Source organism: Phyllobacterium sp. 628 (genome assembly GCF_014189505.1).
In the GTDB taxonomy this organism is placed as follows: domain Bacteria; phylum Pseudomonadota; class Alphaproteobacteria; order Rhizobiales; family Rhizobiaceae; genus Phyllobacterium.
The window spans coordinates 2,002,976-2,016,608 of record NZ_CP050301.1 but is presented as its reverse complement, the minus strand read 5'-3'; the positions used below and the strand labels follow the sequence as shown (position 1 = coordinate 2,016,608).

The window sequence follows — 13,633 nt, the reverse complement described above, 5'->3', positions numbered from 1 at the left end:
GCGCCGAATCTCATGGATGATTTGAAATGACCTACTTTTACCTGGTTATTGCCATACTGTTTGAAGTGGCGGCCACATCTGCGCTGAAGCAAGCGGATGGTTTTACGAGACTTTGGCCTTCGCTGATCTGCCTGATCGGTTATGCCCTGGCATTTTACTGTCTATCCATTCCGATCAAAACGATGCCTGTGGGCATCGTTTATGCGATCTGGTCAGGCGCAGGAATTGTTCTCATTGCCGCCATCGGCTGGTTCTGGTTTAAACAACCACTTGATATCCCTGCCATAATTGGGCTGTCGTTCATTATTGCCGGTGTTTTCATCGTCAACTTGTTTTCCAATACCGTCGGACATTGAGCGCGCAACCGTTCTCTATTCACCTATGACCCGCGCTGATTGCGAGCCGCCTCCTGTCAAACTTTGACTGGAGGTCAGAAATGAACATCAAGAGCCTTCTACTCGGCTCCGCTGCAGCCCTCGTTGCAGTAACTGGCGCACGCGCTGCCGATGCAGTTGTCGTCGCTGAACCAGAAGCTGTCGAATATGTTCGCGTTTGCGATGCATACGGCGCAGGCTTCTTCTACATCCCTGGTACCGAAACCTGCCTGAAGATCAGCGGCTATGTGCGCAATGATCTGAAGGGCGGAGACGACGCCGAGAAGGGCATTGCCCGCGGTAAGTGGGCTGATACCAGCCGTGCAACACTTCGTTTCGATGCCCGCTCGGATACCGAGCTCGGTACGTTGAAATCCTATGCGGAAACCCGCTTCGATTACACCGATGGTGCAAGCGCCGTGAAAATCGTTGCCGGTTATATTCAGCTGGGCGGTTTCCAGGTCGGCTTGTCGGATTCGCAATTCAATGCATGGGTTGGTTATGCCGGCGATATCATCAGCGATGATGTTGTGTCCGACGGCCCTTATGAAAACAACCAGATCAGCTACACCTTTACCGGCGGCAACGGGTTTTCAGCCGTGGTGGCTGTTGAACAGGGCAGCGGTGACTACCTCATCGACAATTATGTACCGCATGTGGTTGCGGGTGTGAAAATCGAGCAGGCCTGGGGTGGCATTGCTGTCGTTGGCGCTTATGATTCTGTCATCGACGACTTTGCCGGAAAAGTCCGTCTGGATCTCAAGGCATCGGATGCGCTGTCGTTTTTTGTCATGGGTGGCTACAAAGCTCACGGCGATGTTCCCGGCTATTATGGCTCATGGAATGGTGATTGGGCTGTCTGGGGCGGTGGCGCCTTTAAAGCCTCCGACAAAGCAACTATCAATGCCCAGGTCGCTTACGAAGACGGCGGCAAATACGCAGCAGCTTTGAATGTCGGCTATGAATTGGTTCCAGGCTTCCAGATCAAGCCAGAAATAAATTACACCCACTTCACCGACGATTATGACGGCGTTGAAAAGAAGGACGCTTATCAGGGCATCCTGCGCTTCCAGCGCAATTTCTGATCCTTCGATAACCTGACACATTCCCAACGCCGGTTTTTTCTCCGGCGTTGGTCATTTTATCAAAATCCATTTTTAACAATCAATTTTTAGCGTTCGGCTTTAGCGGCGCACAGACATTTAACGGAGAAAGGATTCCAGCCGGTCGCGGACCGAGGAGATATTGAAATGTTTGGACAGTACCACCGGGGTTTGTTGATTGGTGAGGCCGCACAAGGCTTCAGCAAGCGATGTTGTATTATCCTAAGGTGTAATAGTCCCAGCGATTGCGCTTTTCAGAAAGACGATTACAACTCGTCATATATTTTACCTAAGTATATTTTACTGATTAGAGCGCAATCATTATGACAGTCACACCTTTGGGCATGACACGGCCGGATGCGGACTTTTCCGTTCGTTTTCAATACGATCTCACCTACGCATCGGCAGATCAGGCAAGCCGGCGCCTGGTCCGGGAACATTCTCTTGGCGAATTGACTGCGCAATATATCAGCATCCTCTGGGATGAAGGCTCGCACAAAGGCAACGTGCGGTCATTTCTTGGAGAAATGAGTAAGATGTTGGGTAGCGAGCGTTTCAGTGTCTTTACACAGGAAATGCTCGATTCTGTGATCGGCGAGCTACGCGAACGCGGCAACAGCAATGCAACCATCAATCGAAAAATGGCGGCGTTGAGCAAATTGCTTCGGAAAGCGTGCAAGATGGGCGACATTTACAATTTACCGGAGTTCCGCCGCCAGAAAGAACGTCAGGGTCGAATCCGATTTCTCGAGGCGGAAGAAGAAGCGCGCCTGTTTCTAGCCATCAAGGCGAAATGTGAAGATAGCTATCGGCTGAGTATTTTCCTTGTCGATACGGGCTGCCGCCTTGGCGAAGCCATCGGGTTGAACTGGAATGACCTGCAAGGCACCAAATCGACCTTCTGGCTGACAAAGTCCGGCCGAAGCCGGACGGTTCCCCTGACAAGGCGGGCGTCCGAAGTTGTACAGATCCCGCGCGGGCGGCTGAAAGGCCCCTTCTCCATGCACAAACAGGTGCGGTTTCGCGCCATATGGAACGAGGCCAAGTCTGAAGTGGGCTTGGGTAGCGATGATCAGGTTGTTCCACATATCCTGCGCCATACCTGTGCGTCACGGCTGGTGCGTGGCGGCATCGATATCCGGCGGGTGCAGATGTGGCTGGGGCATCAAACCCTGCAGATGACCATGCGCTACGCCCATCTGGCGACAAATGATCTCGATTCATGCGTTGTCGTTCTGGAACAACATTGAGGCGGCTTCACCGCGGAATGTCCTGCGCGCCATAATGCAGGAATTGCTAAACGTGAGCTATGAGCCAAATGGAAATGCTGGTGACACCCGGAGCTTGTGACAATGGGTTTGGGGCAAAGCTATCAATAGGTACGCGCTTCATCTATCGGCCGAGTCAAAATACGATCTCATTTGCGGACCGGCTTTCTTGCTATGGAAATTCTATCTTTGGTCGACTGTGTACGAATAGATGTTGTCGATGGGCCAAGTCCCATTCGCATGGGCAAAACGGTTCTATTTCCGGTCAAAACACGTGGTTCGACTCACATCGGAAGGCGGATGGAATCAATGGAATGAGAGCTAAGCCCAATCGGCAGGCTCAAGTCTAAGCGCAATGGTGCCGAGTTTTGGCTTTGCATTTACCGATGGGAACGAACTGAGATCAAACTTTGCAGATATTTTGCCAAAATGACAGCAAACTGGCATTTGTTCCCGTTTATTGGCGTTTCGAGGGGGCTCATTTTGCATTTACAGAATTTTCGAAGAACCCGCATAAAGTCCTTGCCAACAAAGGGTTTCATCTTTAGTCAGCGTCCTTGGAGAGGTGGCCGAGTGGTCGAAGGCGCTCCCCTGCTAAGGGAGTAGACCCGTTAAACGGTCTCGAGGGTTCGGATCCCTTCCTCTCCGCCATTCCACAAATGTTTTAATTGTTTGCAGGCGCTTAAACCCATGCTTCGATAGGCGTATGGACTGCTCGCATCTATTGCCTGCCAATGTCAAACGGCAGGATAGTGACAAGCCGCACAGGGCATCTTCTCCGGCGACACATGGTGCACGGCAGCAGCCGAATCAAAACCACACCCATCGAATCGCCGCATCCCATGCCAGCCCGCGCAAATTTGCGGGCAGCGCCAACAAGCGCCTTAAAACACGCATCAAGTTCCACCGTTCTGATGACGCAAAAGGATTCATCGAGCTTGGTTTGGAATCATGCGCGTCGAAGAATATGTCCGACAATTGCAGCCCTGCCGCGCCTCAGTTAGTGTCCCGCGCGCATACAGAATTTGGAGGACGCCATGTCATCGAAACAACGCCCGCCTTATATAGCGCACTGGGCGGAAATCGAAGAACCGGACAATTCACATTACAGGAATGATGATGAATTGCTGGGTATCGGCGCACCTTACGGCAAACATTTCGGTCTCGATGCGTTGGGAATTCATCACGTGCGGCTCTTGCCCGGGCGGCGCACCTCTTTTCCGCATGCGGAGAGTGCTGAAGAAGAGTTTGTCTATGTGATCGAAGGCAAGCCTGAGGTCTGGCTTGACGGTGAATTACATCTCTTGCAACCCGGTGATGGCGTCGGCTTTCCCGCGGGCACCGGCATCGCCCATAGTTTCCTGAACAATACCGATGAGGAAGTACGGCTTCTTGTCGTCGGTGAAACGGCAAAACCCCACAATCGTATTTACTATCCACGCAATCTCGATCGAAAGCCGCTGCGCGACGATTGGTGGGACAATCCGCCCGAACGATTGCTGGGTGAGCATGATGGAATGACTGACAGAGTCCGCGCCGCGAAAAAGGCCAAGCGCGGAATTGTTGAATAATGCTTTATCGGGCTACCCGCCCAAGGTCGCTTCATTCATCCCAGGAACAGGCCGAGGTATAGATCGCAGCAAGACTCTCCACGCCAGCCTGATCGACACCATCAAACCGACCCGGAAGCGGGCTATCCAGATCGAGAACACCAAGAATCCGGCCCTCGTGAAGGAGCGGAACCACAAGCTCGGAACGCGATGCGGCATCGCAGGCGATATGACCGGGAAAGGCTTGAACATCTTCAACAAGAATGGAGCTGCCCTGTGCAACGGCTGATCCACAGACGCCCCTGCCGACGGGAATGCGGACACAGGCTGGCTTGCCCTGAAACGGCCCAACGACAAGTTCGTCTTCGGAATAAAGAAAATAGAAGCCGGCCCAATTGAGATCGGGCATCATCTGAAAAATCAGCGCTGATGTATTGGCAGCATTGGCGATTGCATCACTCTCGCCTTCCAGCAATGCACTGAGCTGACCGGCAAGTTCACGATAAAATTCGGCCTTGTCGGTTTGATCAATGGCTTTTTCCGCAAACATGGAGGTCCCTTTCTTGTCGATCATCGCAGCACCAATTTATGCGCCACCAAACGCTTCTACCGAACCTGAAGCCGTAGACAAAGCCATGATGGCAGACATGGTGCAAAATGATGTCTTGGATATTGTATCCGGCCAGCAAAAGGCTAATAGCTTTTACGAAGCACAGATTGAGGAAAGCCATTGTCCCGAGATGCGTTTCCACCAGAACTCGCTGAAATTACAATCCCGGTTCGAACGGATGAAACAATCGTCTATCAAAATCCCTATCTGACGGTCAAACATATCAGACAGCTTATGCCAGCGGGTAATATTGCATCGTTTTTCCTTCGCGATGAGCCGGACGAGGCAGTTTGCTTGCCTGTCGATAGAGACAAACATTTTATTTTACTCGAGGAATACAGGCCGGGACCAGCACGGTTCCTGATGAAAATACCCGGCGGATGCGTTGATCCGCGCGAAGCACCGACAGATGCTGCACAGCGGGAGGTTCTGGAAGAAGTTGGCTATGGCGGAGAGCTTGTCCACCTCGCGTCGACCTACATTTCGGCCTATTCTAACGCGCGCAAACACATCTACCTAATGCTCAACGCCGTAAAAATTGCCGATCCCGTTCAGGAACCACAAGACCTCGCCCGCACGATTCGGGTGAATTACGAGACATTCGAGGCAATCGTCAGCGAGGGAAATATGACCGATCTGGACGCGGCTCTGGCAGCGCTTCGTTATCTGTCGAATGCCAGCCAAGTCGCAAACTCATCTATCTAGCTGTATTGGTTCGAGCCTTGCTTGAGCTCAGCCGCTGTAGCCGCCAAACCGGCAAGAGCAAAGCGCTGGAAATGTGCAACAATATCATCCTGAACAAGCGGCTCTGGAGAACCCAGTTCCGGCAGAATCTTGGACAGCAATTGCCGGTTTCCAACGAGAAGCAAGGCGAAGGGAGCCATGATGTTGAGCAGGCAGCGTCCAACAGCCGGATCATCGGAAGGCACGCCGAGAATGTTGCCAACGAGCCCGGTAATGACCTCTTTCTTGGGCAGTATTTCCTGATTTAAGAGGACCGGAAAAGCCGGCGACGGCGCCAAAATTTCGCGGCTGAGCACCCGTAATATCCAGTTGGACGATGCCGGAGCAGTAATGGTCCGGGCAATCAGGCCTATCAGGATTTTCAGCTTGTCGACAGGAGCCCCCGGCCCCTCGACCAGCGCAACAAGTTTGTCCAGAGTCAGCAAACGCCGATGCGCTTCGACAAGCACCTCTGCATAGAGACCTTCGATTCCGCCGTAGTAATAATTGACGGCTGCGGAATTGCTCCCTGCCCGCTCGGCAATTTCCTTGCCGGTGGCGCGATCAAAGCCCTTCTCGGCAAAAATTACGCCCGCCGCCTCAAGTATTTGGGCTTTGGTGGAGGCGCCGTCTTCACGCCGGCCGGGAAGTTTTCGAGGAGTTTTGCGTACCATAACAAGACTGTAGCTTAGATTTGAAATGAATGAAAGTTAAAATTGAAATTCAAATTTGACATAATGCATGGACAGCGCCTATGATGCGGGCATGAGCAAGATATTCCGCATTCTCGTCCCGTTGATCATTGTGGCCGCTCTTGGCGGCGGCGCATGGTGGTTTTTTCATCGTCAACCTACTGACGATGCGCTTGTTCTTTATGGCAATGTTGATCTGCGTCAGGCATCCCTTGCTTTCAATGGCGCCGAACGTATCGCTGAAGTGCTGGTTGAGGAGGGCGATATGGTGCGCAAGGGCCAGGTTCTCGCGCGGCTTGATACAAGCCGCCTCGCCCCGCAGGTTGAGCAAGCGGAGGCAACAGTTGCCTCGCAGCAAGCTGCTCTGCTGCAGTTGAAAAACGGCAGCCGCCCCGAAGAAATCGCACAATCCCGCGCCAATCTGGTTTCAGCGCAAGCCGATGCGCTCAACGCCAAGGCACAGTTTGAACGTCAGCGCCTGCTTACAGCCAGCGCCACCGCCAGCAAACAAGATCTCGACACGGCCAAAGCGGCCGCCGCAGTGGCCGATGCCAAAGTGGATGTTGCGCAAAGTGCACTGGCTCTTTCCGTTGCCGGACCGCGCATTGAAGAAATCAGCCAAAGCGAAGCTCAGCTTCGCGGCAGTCAGGCACAGCTCGCGCTTGTCCATCAGCAGTTGATCGATGCGGAACTTCTGGCTCCATTCGATGGCGTGATCCGCTCGCGGTTGATGGAGCCAGGCGAAATGGCAGCCACCAGCAAACCGGTATTTTCGCTGGCCACACGCGGCATCAAGTGGGTTCGCGCCTATGTATCGGAAACCAATCTTGGCCACCTGCGCCCCGGGATGCGCGCAACGATCGCTACTGACAGCTTCCCGGATCAGCCTCTTGATGCCTGGATTGGCTTCATTTCGCCGGTGGCAGAATTCACCCCTAAAAGCGTTGAGACCACAGATTTGCGCACCAGCCTGGTCTATGAGGTTCGGATCTTCGTTGACGACGCCAAAGACGTGTTGCGGCTTGGTATGCCCGCCACCGTCCAGTTGTTGCCCGATGCCGAGCCTCACAAGATTGACGTAAAGCCATGACCGGCGCCGCGCCAGCTTCCCCCGTCACGGCGCGGTCCCTGCACAAGACGTTCCACCGCGATACCGGCGAGATCGTCAAAGCGCTGGATGATGTCTCGTTCGAAGCAAAGCATGGAACGGTAACAGCGCTCGTCGGGCCGGACGGTGCCGGAAAGACGACCATCCTGCGGCTGATGGCCGGACTGATGGCTGCCGATAGCGGCGAGCTTGATGTGCTCGACATCAATGTTGCTGCCGATCCGCAAGCTGTACAGAACCGCATTGGTTATATGCCGCAGAAATTCGGCCTGTATGAAGACCTGAGCGTTCAGCAGAATCTCGATCTTTATGCGGACCTGCATGGCATTACCCATGACCAGCGCAAGGAAATTTATCCCCGGCTGATGGAGATGACCAATCTCGGCCGTTTTACCGAGCGGCTGGCCGGAAAACTCTCAGGCGGCATGAAACAGAAACTCGGCCTCGCCTGCACGCTGGTGCGCTCGCCCGAATTGCTGCTGCTGGACGAACCGACGGTGGGTGTCGATCCCCTGTCGAGGCGTGAGCTTTGGGAAATCGTGCTGAAGCTTGTGCGTGAAGACGGGCTGACAGTGATGGTCAGCACCTCCTATCTCGATGAAGCGGAATTTTGCGACCATGCCGTCGTCATGCATCTGGGCAAAGTTTTGGCACAGGGCAAGCCGGATGACATCACCGCCCATGCCAAAGGCAGCGTTTTTGTTGCCACTCCGCAAAAGGGAATGAATGCCCGCTCGCTGCAGGCCCGGTTGTTCCGGCATGAAGGTGTTGTTGACGCCGTGCCGGAGGCCGGCAAGGTTCGAGTCGTCAAAGACGCCACGTTCAAAGGTGTGATCGAAGTCGATGACAAGCCTGTTGAACTGAAAGCCGCGACAGCACGCTTTGAAGACGGTTTCATGGTGCTGTTCAGCGCAGTCGCAGGGGAAAGCCGTTCAAGCAGTATCGAACTCGCACGATCCGACAGGCCGGGCAACGGCGAAATCTCTGTCGAAGTGCATGATCTTGTTCGCATGTTCGGGGATTTCGCTGCGGTCAATCACGTCAGCTTTCAGGTCAAACGCGGCGAAATATATGGACTTCTTGGCCCGAATGGCGCCGGCAAAAGCACGACATTCAGGATGCTTTGCGGACTCATTCCTGCAACCAGCGGCACATTGCGCGTCGCGGGCGCCGATTTGCGCACAGCCCGGGCCGAGGCACGCGAAAAGCTCGGCTATGTCGCGCAAAAATTCTCGCTCTATGGCGATCTCTCCGTCGATGAGAATCTCGATTTCTTCGCCAGTGCCTACGGGCTGCGCGGCGCTAAAAAGCGCGAACGGATCGACTGGTCCAAGCAGCAATTCGAACTCGGTGAACTGGCGACCCTCCCAAGCGGCCAGCTTCCCGGCGGTTTTAAGCAACGGCTGGCCATGGCGGCGGCACTGTTGCATGAACCGGATATCCTCTTCCTCGATGAAGCCACAAGCGGGGCTGATCCCCTCGCCCGGCGCGAATTCTGGGGCCGGATCACCGCGCTTTCCGAGCAGGGTGTGACCGTGATCGTCACAACGCATTTCATGGAAGAGGCGGAATATTGCGACCGGATCATGATCATGGATGCCGGACGCAATCTTGCCGAGGGAACGCCCGCCGATATTCGCGGCCATGCCCAGGCAAAAGACGGGCGCGAACCCAATATGGAAGATGCCTTTATCGCCATTGTCGAGGAATCCCGCCGCGACCGTGCCGATGAGACCAAGGGCAAAGCGGCATGAACGCTCCCGCCACTCGGCAGCACTATGGCAGCCTGCGGCGCATTCTCGCCCTCGTGCGCAAAGAATCCTGGCAGGTCATCCGCGACCCCAGCAGCATCGCCGTTGGCATCGTGATGCCGATGATGCTGCTCATTCTGTTTGGCTATGGCCTGTCATTTGATCTGAAAAACCTGCCGGTTGCCTTGGTAATGGAGGAAAATTCGGCCGAGGCGCGCGGGGCAGTTTCCGGTTTCGAACTGTCCGAATATTTCAAAACGTATCCGGTAAAAACCATGGCGGAAGCCGACAGGCTTTTGCGCAACAAGACCGTCAGCGGCATTGTGCGCATCCCGCCGCAATTTGCCCGCGACGTTGCGCTCGGTGACGGCGAAATTCAGGTTGTCGTCAACGGCACCGATGCCAATACGGCGCGTATTTCCCTTGCTTATGCGCAAGGTGCCGTGGCCACATGGCTGGCGCGGGAGGCAGCCGAGGGCAAGATTTTAAGTTCGGGTGCTTCGGTCAATGTACAGTCGCGGTTATGGTTCAATGAAGCCAATGAAAGCAGCTATTTCCTTGTGCCGGGGCTTATCGTTCTGGTGATGACACTGATCGGGGCATTGCTGACCGCACTCGTCATGGCGCGTGAATGGGAGCGCGGCACCTTTGAAGCGCTGTTCGTCACACCTGTCCGGCCGGTGGAAATCCTGCTCGGCAAGGTCATTCCGTACTTTGTTCTCGGGATGCTCGGCCTTGCCCTCTCCATCATCGGCAGCCAGATCCTCTTCCACGTGCCTTTGCGCGGATCATTGTGGATACTCGTTATCGTCTCGATGCTCTATCTGATCGTAGCGCTCGGCATTGGCCTGCTTATTTCTTCGGTGACCAAGAGCCAGTTCGTTGCCAGCCAGATAACGGTCGTCGCCACGTTTCTGCCCGCTATGATGCTGTCCGGCTTCATGTTCGATATTCGCAGCATGCCGCCAGTCATCCAGGTCATCACCTATATTTTCCCCGGCCGCTATTTCGTCAGCGTCCTGCAGACGCTGTTTCTGGCGGGCGACATCTGGAGTGTCATCCTGCCCAACGCTGCAGTGCTCGCTGTTATGGCTACGGTGCTGATGACAATCTCGGTCTTCGCCACGCGCAAGAAACTCGGATGAGGCAGCCATGATTCAATCCCTCTTCCGCATCATTGCCCTGATCCGCAAGGAATTGCTGGCAATGCTGAAAGATCCCAAAGCCCGCATTGTGCTGATCCTGCCGCCGATTATGCAATGCCTGATCTTCGGCTATGCAGCGAGCTACGATCTCAACAATGTGCCCTATGCCATTCTCGATCATGATCATAGCGCCGCATCCATTGCACTCGCCGCCAAGCTTGACGGTTCCGGCATTTTTACGCGCGTGGCGACCCTGCACCGAACCAGCGACATTGATGATTATATCAACAATGGCCGGGCGCTCCTCGTCGTTGTGGTTGATCAGGATTTCGAGAAAAACATGATGGCTGGCATACCTGCAAAATTGCAGGTGATCGCGGACGGCCGCAATTCCAACACCGCTGGCACGGCGCAAGGTTATGTCGGCACCATCGTCAACGATTTCACCACCCGCTGGCGCGAGGAGAACGGGCAGGCAGCCAATGCCGGAATCAAGGTGACGACACGTTCCTGGTATAATCCAAGCCTCGAAACCCGCTGGAACATGATCCCCTCCCTGATCGGCACCATCACCATGATGATGACAATGATGCTGACAGCCATGTCCGTAGCGCGTGAACGGGAGGCCGGGACCTTGGATCAGTTGCTAGTGACGCCGTTCCGGCCTTCGGAGATCATGGTTGGCAAAGCCCTGCCCTCGATGATGGTCGGGACAACACAGGCCACGCTAATTCTGCTGGTTGCCCAGCTGTGGTTCCAGATCCCCTTCGCCGGATCCTATCTGATCCTTTATATGGGGCTGGTCCTGTTTCTGGCGGCGGCTGTCGGTATCGGGCTGTTCCTGTCATCGCTGGCCGCGAATATGCAGCAGGCAATGATTTTTTCCTTCGTGCTGCTGATGCCGTTCATGCTGCTGTCGGGCCTCACTGCACCCATCGGCAATATGCCTGATATTCTGCAATATTTCACGCTGATCAATCCACTGCGCTATGCGATCAGCATTACGCATCAGGTCTATCTGGAAGGGGCCGGTGTGCGGCAGCTTTTACCGGAAATGCTGGCGCTTATCGCTATTTCAGCCGTGACACTGCCATTGGCATCGTGGCTCTTCCGCCACCGGCTGGTGTAAAGCAGGCTGCACGATGATTGTGCGTGGTTCGACAAGCTCACCATGAGGGAGATGGATAATTGCAGGGAGCTAGATTCTGCAACGCTGCCGATTGGCTTGCAACCCATCCCTATCCCTCATGGTGAGCTTGTCGAACCACGCACCACAGGGCATGCCAAGCTTTGGGCTCAGCTCGGCCAGCATCGCATGGCGATGTCAATCAGCCGGTAGAGTTCCTCACGCTCGGTTCCACTTGAGGCCTGAACCGCCGTACCTTGGGAAATGGTCATGATAAACCGGGCAATATCTTCGGGATCACAATCGGTTTTCAAATCACCTTCCCGTTTGGCGCGGGCAAAGCGGCGGGCCAGCGCCTTCTGTCCCATCGTGCGCTTTTCAATGATGGTTTTCTGAATTTCCGCTGCCGCATCGCTGCAACCCATTGCCGCATTGATACCCATACACCCGGACGGATTGCAATCGCAGGTCTGCGCATTGGCAAAGCCATGTAGTATATCCATGGCAACGGTGCGCGCGTCGGGCTGCTCCAATGCTTTCCAGAAAAACGCCATGTAATTCTGCTCATAGCGCTCCAGCGCCATGCGAAACAGCTCTTCCTTGTTTCCGAAAGCGCCATAGAGGCTTGGCTTGGTGATTCCCATGCTATCGGTCAGGTCGGTGATGGATGTGCCTTCGTAGCCCTTGCGCCAAAAAAGTTCGAGCGCAGTCTGCAATGCCTCATCAGCATCAAATTCCCTTGGCCGTCCCATAGACAGAACTCCCTAAAAGAATTATACCGACCGGTATAAAATCCAATTGACAGCCGCTGTACCGCAGCCTTATATCACACTTCTATACCGATCGGTATGGATCGTCAACGATCGAATTCAGTTTAGCCACTCCCAATGGCTACACAACCTTCAAAGCAGGATGACCACGATGTCAATCAGCACTTATAGAAGAAAACTCTATGTCGGCGGCTTTATTGTGGCTCTGGCGGCTGCCGGCTCCACCCAGTTGTTCAACCGCAGCGAAAGCCATGCAGAAGCAGCCAAGGCGGCAGCCCCGGTTCAGGCTACGCCGGTTTCCGTCGCGGTCGTCCAGCCCAAGCTTATCACCCAGTGGAGCGAATTCTCGGGACGGCTTGAAGCGATAGATCAGGTGGAACTGCGCTCACGCGTTGCCGGTGCGATCCAGTCGGTGGCTTTCAAGGAAGGCGCTCTGGTCAAACAGGGCGATCTTCTCGTCAAGATCGATCCGGCGCCCTACGAGGCTGAAGTTGCACGGGCGAAAGCCGCTGTCAGCGCTGCCGAATCAAAGCTGTCCTTTGCCAAGAACGAACTGGAACGCGGCAAGCGGCTGATTGATTCCCGTACCGTCTCGCAGAGCGACTATGACCAGCGTATCAATGTCCAGAGCGGCGCCCAGGCAGATCTGCAGGCAGCACAAGCCAGTCTGCAGACAGCGATGCTCAATCTCGGTTACACGGAAATCCGTGCGCCCATCAGCGGCCGCGTTGGCCGGATCGAGATCACAGCAGGCAATCTGATTGCCGCCGGTCCAAGTTCCCCGCTCCTGACCACGCTGGTTTCGATCAGCCCGATCTACGGAAGCTTCGAGGCCAATGAAAACGTGGTGGCACAGGCTTTGGCCGATCTTCCACAGGGGCTCAACAGCCGCGATTTCTCTGATCGTATTCCAGTGACAATGGATGTTTACGGACAGGCCAACGTCAAGGGCAAGTTGCAGCTGATCAACAACAGCGTTGATACGGCCAGCGGCACGGTCAAGGTTCGTGCGGTGTTTGATAATACGGACGGCAAGTTGATGCCGGGCCAGTTTGCTAAACTGCGCATGGGCACAGCCAATGAAAAGCAGGAACTGCTTGTCGATGAAAAGGCTGTCGGCACCGATCAGAACAAGAAGTTCGTCATGGTGGTGAATGACAAGAATATCGCGGAATACCGCGAGATTTCGCTCGGCGCACCGGCTGAAGGTTTGCGGATCGTGACAAGCGGCCTGCAGCCCGAAGAAAAGATTGTCGTCAACGGCTTGCAGCGTATTCGTCCAGGTTCCCTCCTCGCTCCTGAAATGGTGGCCATGGGCGGCGCGGCGCATAATTTGCAGGCGGCGGCAACCGATCAGGCCAAGACGCAACAGTAATCGCATAGAAGCCCCACGACGGGCAGGCGGATAGTGAT

At 54.8% G+C, this 13,633-nt stretch carries 14 protein-coding genes and 1 tRNA gene; 12 read left to right on the top strand and 3 right to left on the bottom strand.

The features are described 5' to 3' along the window. Positions 1 to 26: 26 nt before the first annotated feature. From HB779_RS11470 to HB779_RS11450, 5 genes are all read left to right on the top strand, one after another. Positions 27 to 356, top strand: a complete 330-nt coding sequence (locus HB779_RS11470; RefSeq protein ID WP_188342537.1) for a multidrug efflux SMR transporter — start codon at positions 27 to 29, stop codon at positions 354 to 356. Between the two features lie 80 nt (positions 357 to 436). Next, complete coding sequence (locus HB779_RS11465; RefSeq protein ID WP_188342536.1) at positions 437 to 1,459, top strand: porin; 1,023 nt, start codon at positions 437 to 439, stop codon at positions 1,457 to 1,459. Positions 1,460 to 1,800: 341 nt separating this feature from the next. Continuing rightward, positions 1,801 to 2,727, top strand: coding sequence for a site-specific integrase (locus HB779_RS11460; protein WP_188342535.1), 927 nt, complete (start codon positions 1,801 to 1,803; stop codon positions 2,725 to 2,727). A 577-nt stretch (positions 2,728 to 3,304) separates the two neighbouring features. Further along, positions 3,305 to 3,396, top strand: a tRNA-Ser gene (locus HB779_RS11455). Between the two features lie 386 nt (positions 3,397 to 3,782). Beyond that, positions 3,783 to 4,316 carry a cupin domain-containing protein gene (locus HB779_RS11450; RefSeq protein WP_188342534.1) on the top strand — a complete coding sequence of 178 codons (534 nt, stop codon included), beginning with the start codon at positions 3,783 to 3,785 and terminating at the stop codon, positions 4,314 to 4,316. Between the two features lie 31 nt (positions 4,317 to 4,347). Here the strand turns inward: HB779_RS11450 and HB779_RS11445 are convergent, their stop codons facing one another. Then, positions 4,348 to 4,845 (bottom strand): GAF domain-containing protein, encoded by a 498-nt coding sequence (locus HB779_RS11445; protein WP_188345893.1) that lies wholly within the window; start codon positions 4,843 to 4,845, stop codon positions 4,348 to 4,350. Between the two features lie 13 nt (positions 4,846 to 4,858). Between HB779_RS11445 and HB779_RS11440 the strand changes: the two genes are divergently transcribed. Next, the gene (locus HB779_RS11440; protein WP_188342533.1) at positions 4,859 to 5,116 is read left to right on the top strand and encodes a hypothetical protein; all 258 of its coding nucleotides are present in this window, start codon (positions 4,859 to 4,861) and stop codon (positions 5,114 to 5,116) included. Positions 5,117 to 5,139: 23 nt separating this feature from the next. Then, on the top strand, positions 5,140 to 5,610 hold the full coding sequence (locus tag HB779_RS11435; RefSeq protein WP_188342532.1) for an NUDIX hydrolase: 471 nt from the start codon (positions 5,140 to 5,142) through the stop codon (positions 5,608 to 5,610). Here HB779_RS11435 and HB779_RS11430 read toward each other — a convergent pair. After that, positions 5,607 to 6,302 carry a CerR family C-terminal domain-containing protein gene (locus HB779_RS11430; protein WP_188342531.1) on the bottom strand — a complete coding sequence of 232 codons (696 nt, stop codon included), beginning with the start codon at positions 6,300 to 6,302 and terminating at the stop codon, positions 5,607 to 5,609. The genes HB779_RS11435 and HB779_RS11430 overlap by 4 nt on opposite strands. Positions 6,303 to 6,369: 67 nt before the next feature. Between HB779_RS11430 and HB779_RS11425 the strand changes: the two genes are divergently transcribed. Genes HB779_RS11425 through HB779_RS11410 form a run of 4 tightly spaced genes read left to right on the top strand, consistent with a single transcriptional unit; the run spans position 6,370 to position 11,453 of the window. Further along, a complete protein-coding gene (locus HB779_RS11425; protein WP_244642347.1) occupies positions 6,370 to 7,410 on the top strand; it encodes an HlyD family efflux transporter periplasmic adaptor subunit in 1,041 nt (346 codons plus the stop codon). Further along, a complete protein-coding gene (locus HB779_RS11420) occupies positions 7,407 to 9,182 on the top strand; it encodes an ATP-binding cassette domain-containing protein (RefSeq protein WP_188342530.1) in 1,776 nt (591 codons plus the stop codon). The genes HB779_RS11425 and HB779_RS11420 overlap by 4 nt, the downstream gene beginning before the upstream one ends. Beyond that, positions 9,179 to 10,324: an ABC transporter permease gene (locus HB779_RS11415; RefSeq protein WP_188342529.1), complete on the top strand. Its 1,146-nt coding sequence runs from the start codon at positions 9,179 to 9,181 to the stop codon at positions 10,322 to 10,324. Before HB779_RS11420 ends, HB779_RS11415 begins: the two co-directional genes overlap by 4 nt. Before the next feature lie 7 nt (positions 10,325 to 10,331). Beyond that, a complete protein-coding gene (locus HB779_RS11410) occupies positions 10,332 to 11,453 on the top strand; it encodes an ABC transporter permease (RefSeq protein WP_188342528.1) in 1,122 nt (373 codons plus the stop codon). 167 nt (positions 11,454 to 11,620) lie between these two features. Here the strand turns inward: HB779_RS11410 and HB779_RS11405 are convergent, their stop codons facing one another. Continuing rightward, positions 11,621 to 12,202 carry a TetR/AcrR family transcriptional regulator gene (locus HB779_RS11405; protein WP_188342527.1) on the bottom strand — a complete coding sequence of 194 codons (582 nt, stop codon included), beginning with the start codon at positions 12,200 to 12,202 and terminating at the stop codon, positions 11,621 to 11,623. A gap of 169 nt (positions 12,203 to 12,371) precedes the next feature. On the opposite strand from HB779_RS11405, the gene HB779_RS11400 reads away from it, so the two are divergent. Beyond that, entirely contained in the window at positions 12,372 to 13,595 is a 1,224-nt protein-coding gene (locus tag HB779_RS11400) for an efflux RND transporter periplasmic adaptor subunit (protein WP_188342526.1), read from the top strand. Positions 13,596 to 13,633: the final 38 nt, after the last annotated feature.

What these genes read in the sequence shown, in the direction of transcription:
- HB779_RS11435 (WP_188342532.1), top strand. Translation starts at nt 5,140, where the DNA reads ATGCCAGCGGGTAATATTGCATCGTTTTTCCTTCGCGATGAGCCGGAC.
- HB779_RS11410 (WP_188342528.1), top strand. Translation starts at nt 10,332, where the DNA reads ATGATTCAATCCCTCTTCCGCATCATTGCCCTGATCCGCAAGGAATTG.
- HB779_RS11430 (WP_188342531.1), bottom strand. Translation starts at nt 6,302, where the DNA reads ATGGTACGCAAAACTCCTCGAAAACTTCCCGGCCGGCGTGAAGACGGC.
- HB779_RS11425 (WP_244642347.1), top strand. Translation starts at nt 6,370, where the DNA reads ATGGACAGCGCCTATGATGCGGGCATGAGCAAGATATTCCGCATTCTC.
- HB779_RS11445 (WP_188345893.1), bottom strand. Translation starts at nt 4,845, where the DNA reads ATGTTTGCGGAAAAAGCCATTGATCAAACCGACAAGGCCGAATTTTAT.
- HB779_RS11460 (WP_188342535.1), top strand. Translation starts at nt 1,801, where the DNA reads ATGACAGTCACACCTTTGGGCATGACACGGCCGGATGCGGACTTTTCC.
- HB779_RS11450 (WP_188342534.1), top strand. Translation starts at nt 3,783, where the DNA reads ATGTCATCGAAACAACGCCCGCCTTATATAGCGCACTGGGCGGAAATC.
- HB779_RS11400 (WP_188342526.1), top strand. Translation starts at nt 12,372, where the DNA reads ATGTCAATCAGCACTTATAGAAGAAAACTCTATGTCGGCGGCTTTATT.
- HB779_RS11420 (WP_188342530.1), top strand. Translation starts at nt 7,407, where the DNA reads ATGACCGGCGCCGCGCCAGCTTCCCCCGTCACGGCGCGGTCCCTGCAC.
- HB779_RS11405 (WP_188342527.1), bottom strand. Translation starts at nt 12,202, where the DNA reads ATGGGACGGCCAAGGGAATTTGATGCTGATGAGGCATTGCAGACTGCG.
- HB779_RS11470 (WP_188342537.1), top strand. Translation starts at nt 27, where the DNA reads ATGACCTACTTTTACCTGGTTATTGCCATACTGTTTGAAGTGGCGGCC.
- HB779_RS11465 (WP_188342536.1), top strand. Translation starts at nt 437, where the DNA reads ATGAACATCAAGAGCCTTCTACTCGGCTCCGCTGCAGCCCTCGTTGCA.
- HB779_RS11415 (WP_188342529.1), top strand. Translation starts at nt 9,179, where the DNA reads ATGAACGCTCCCGCCACTCGGCAGCACTATGGCAGCCTGCGGCGCATT.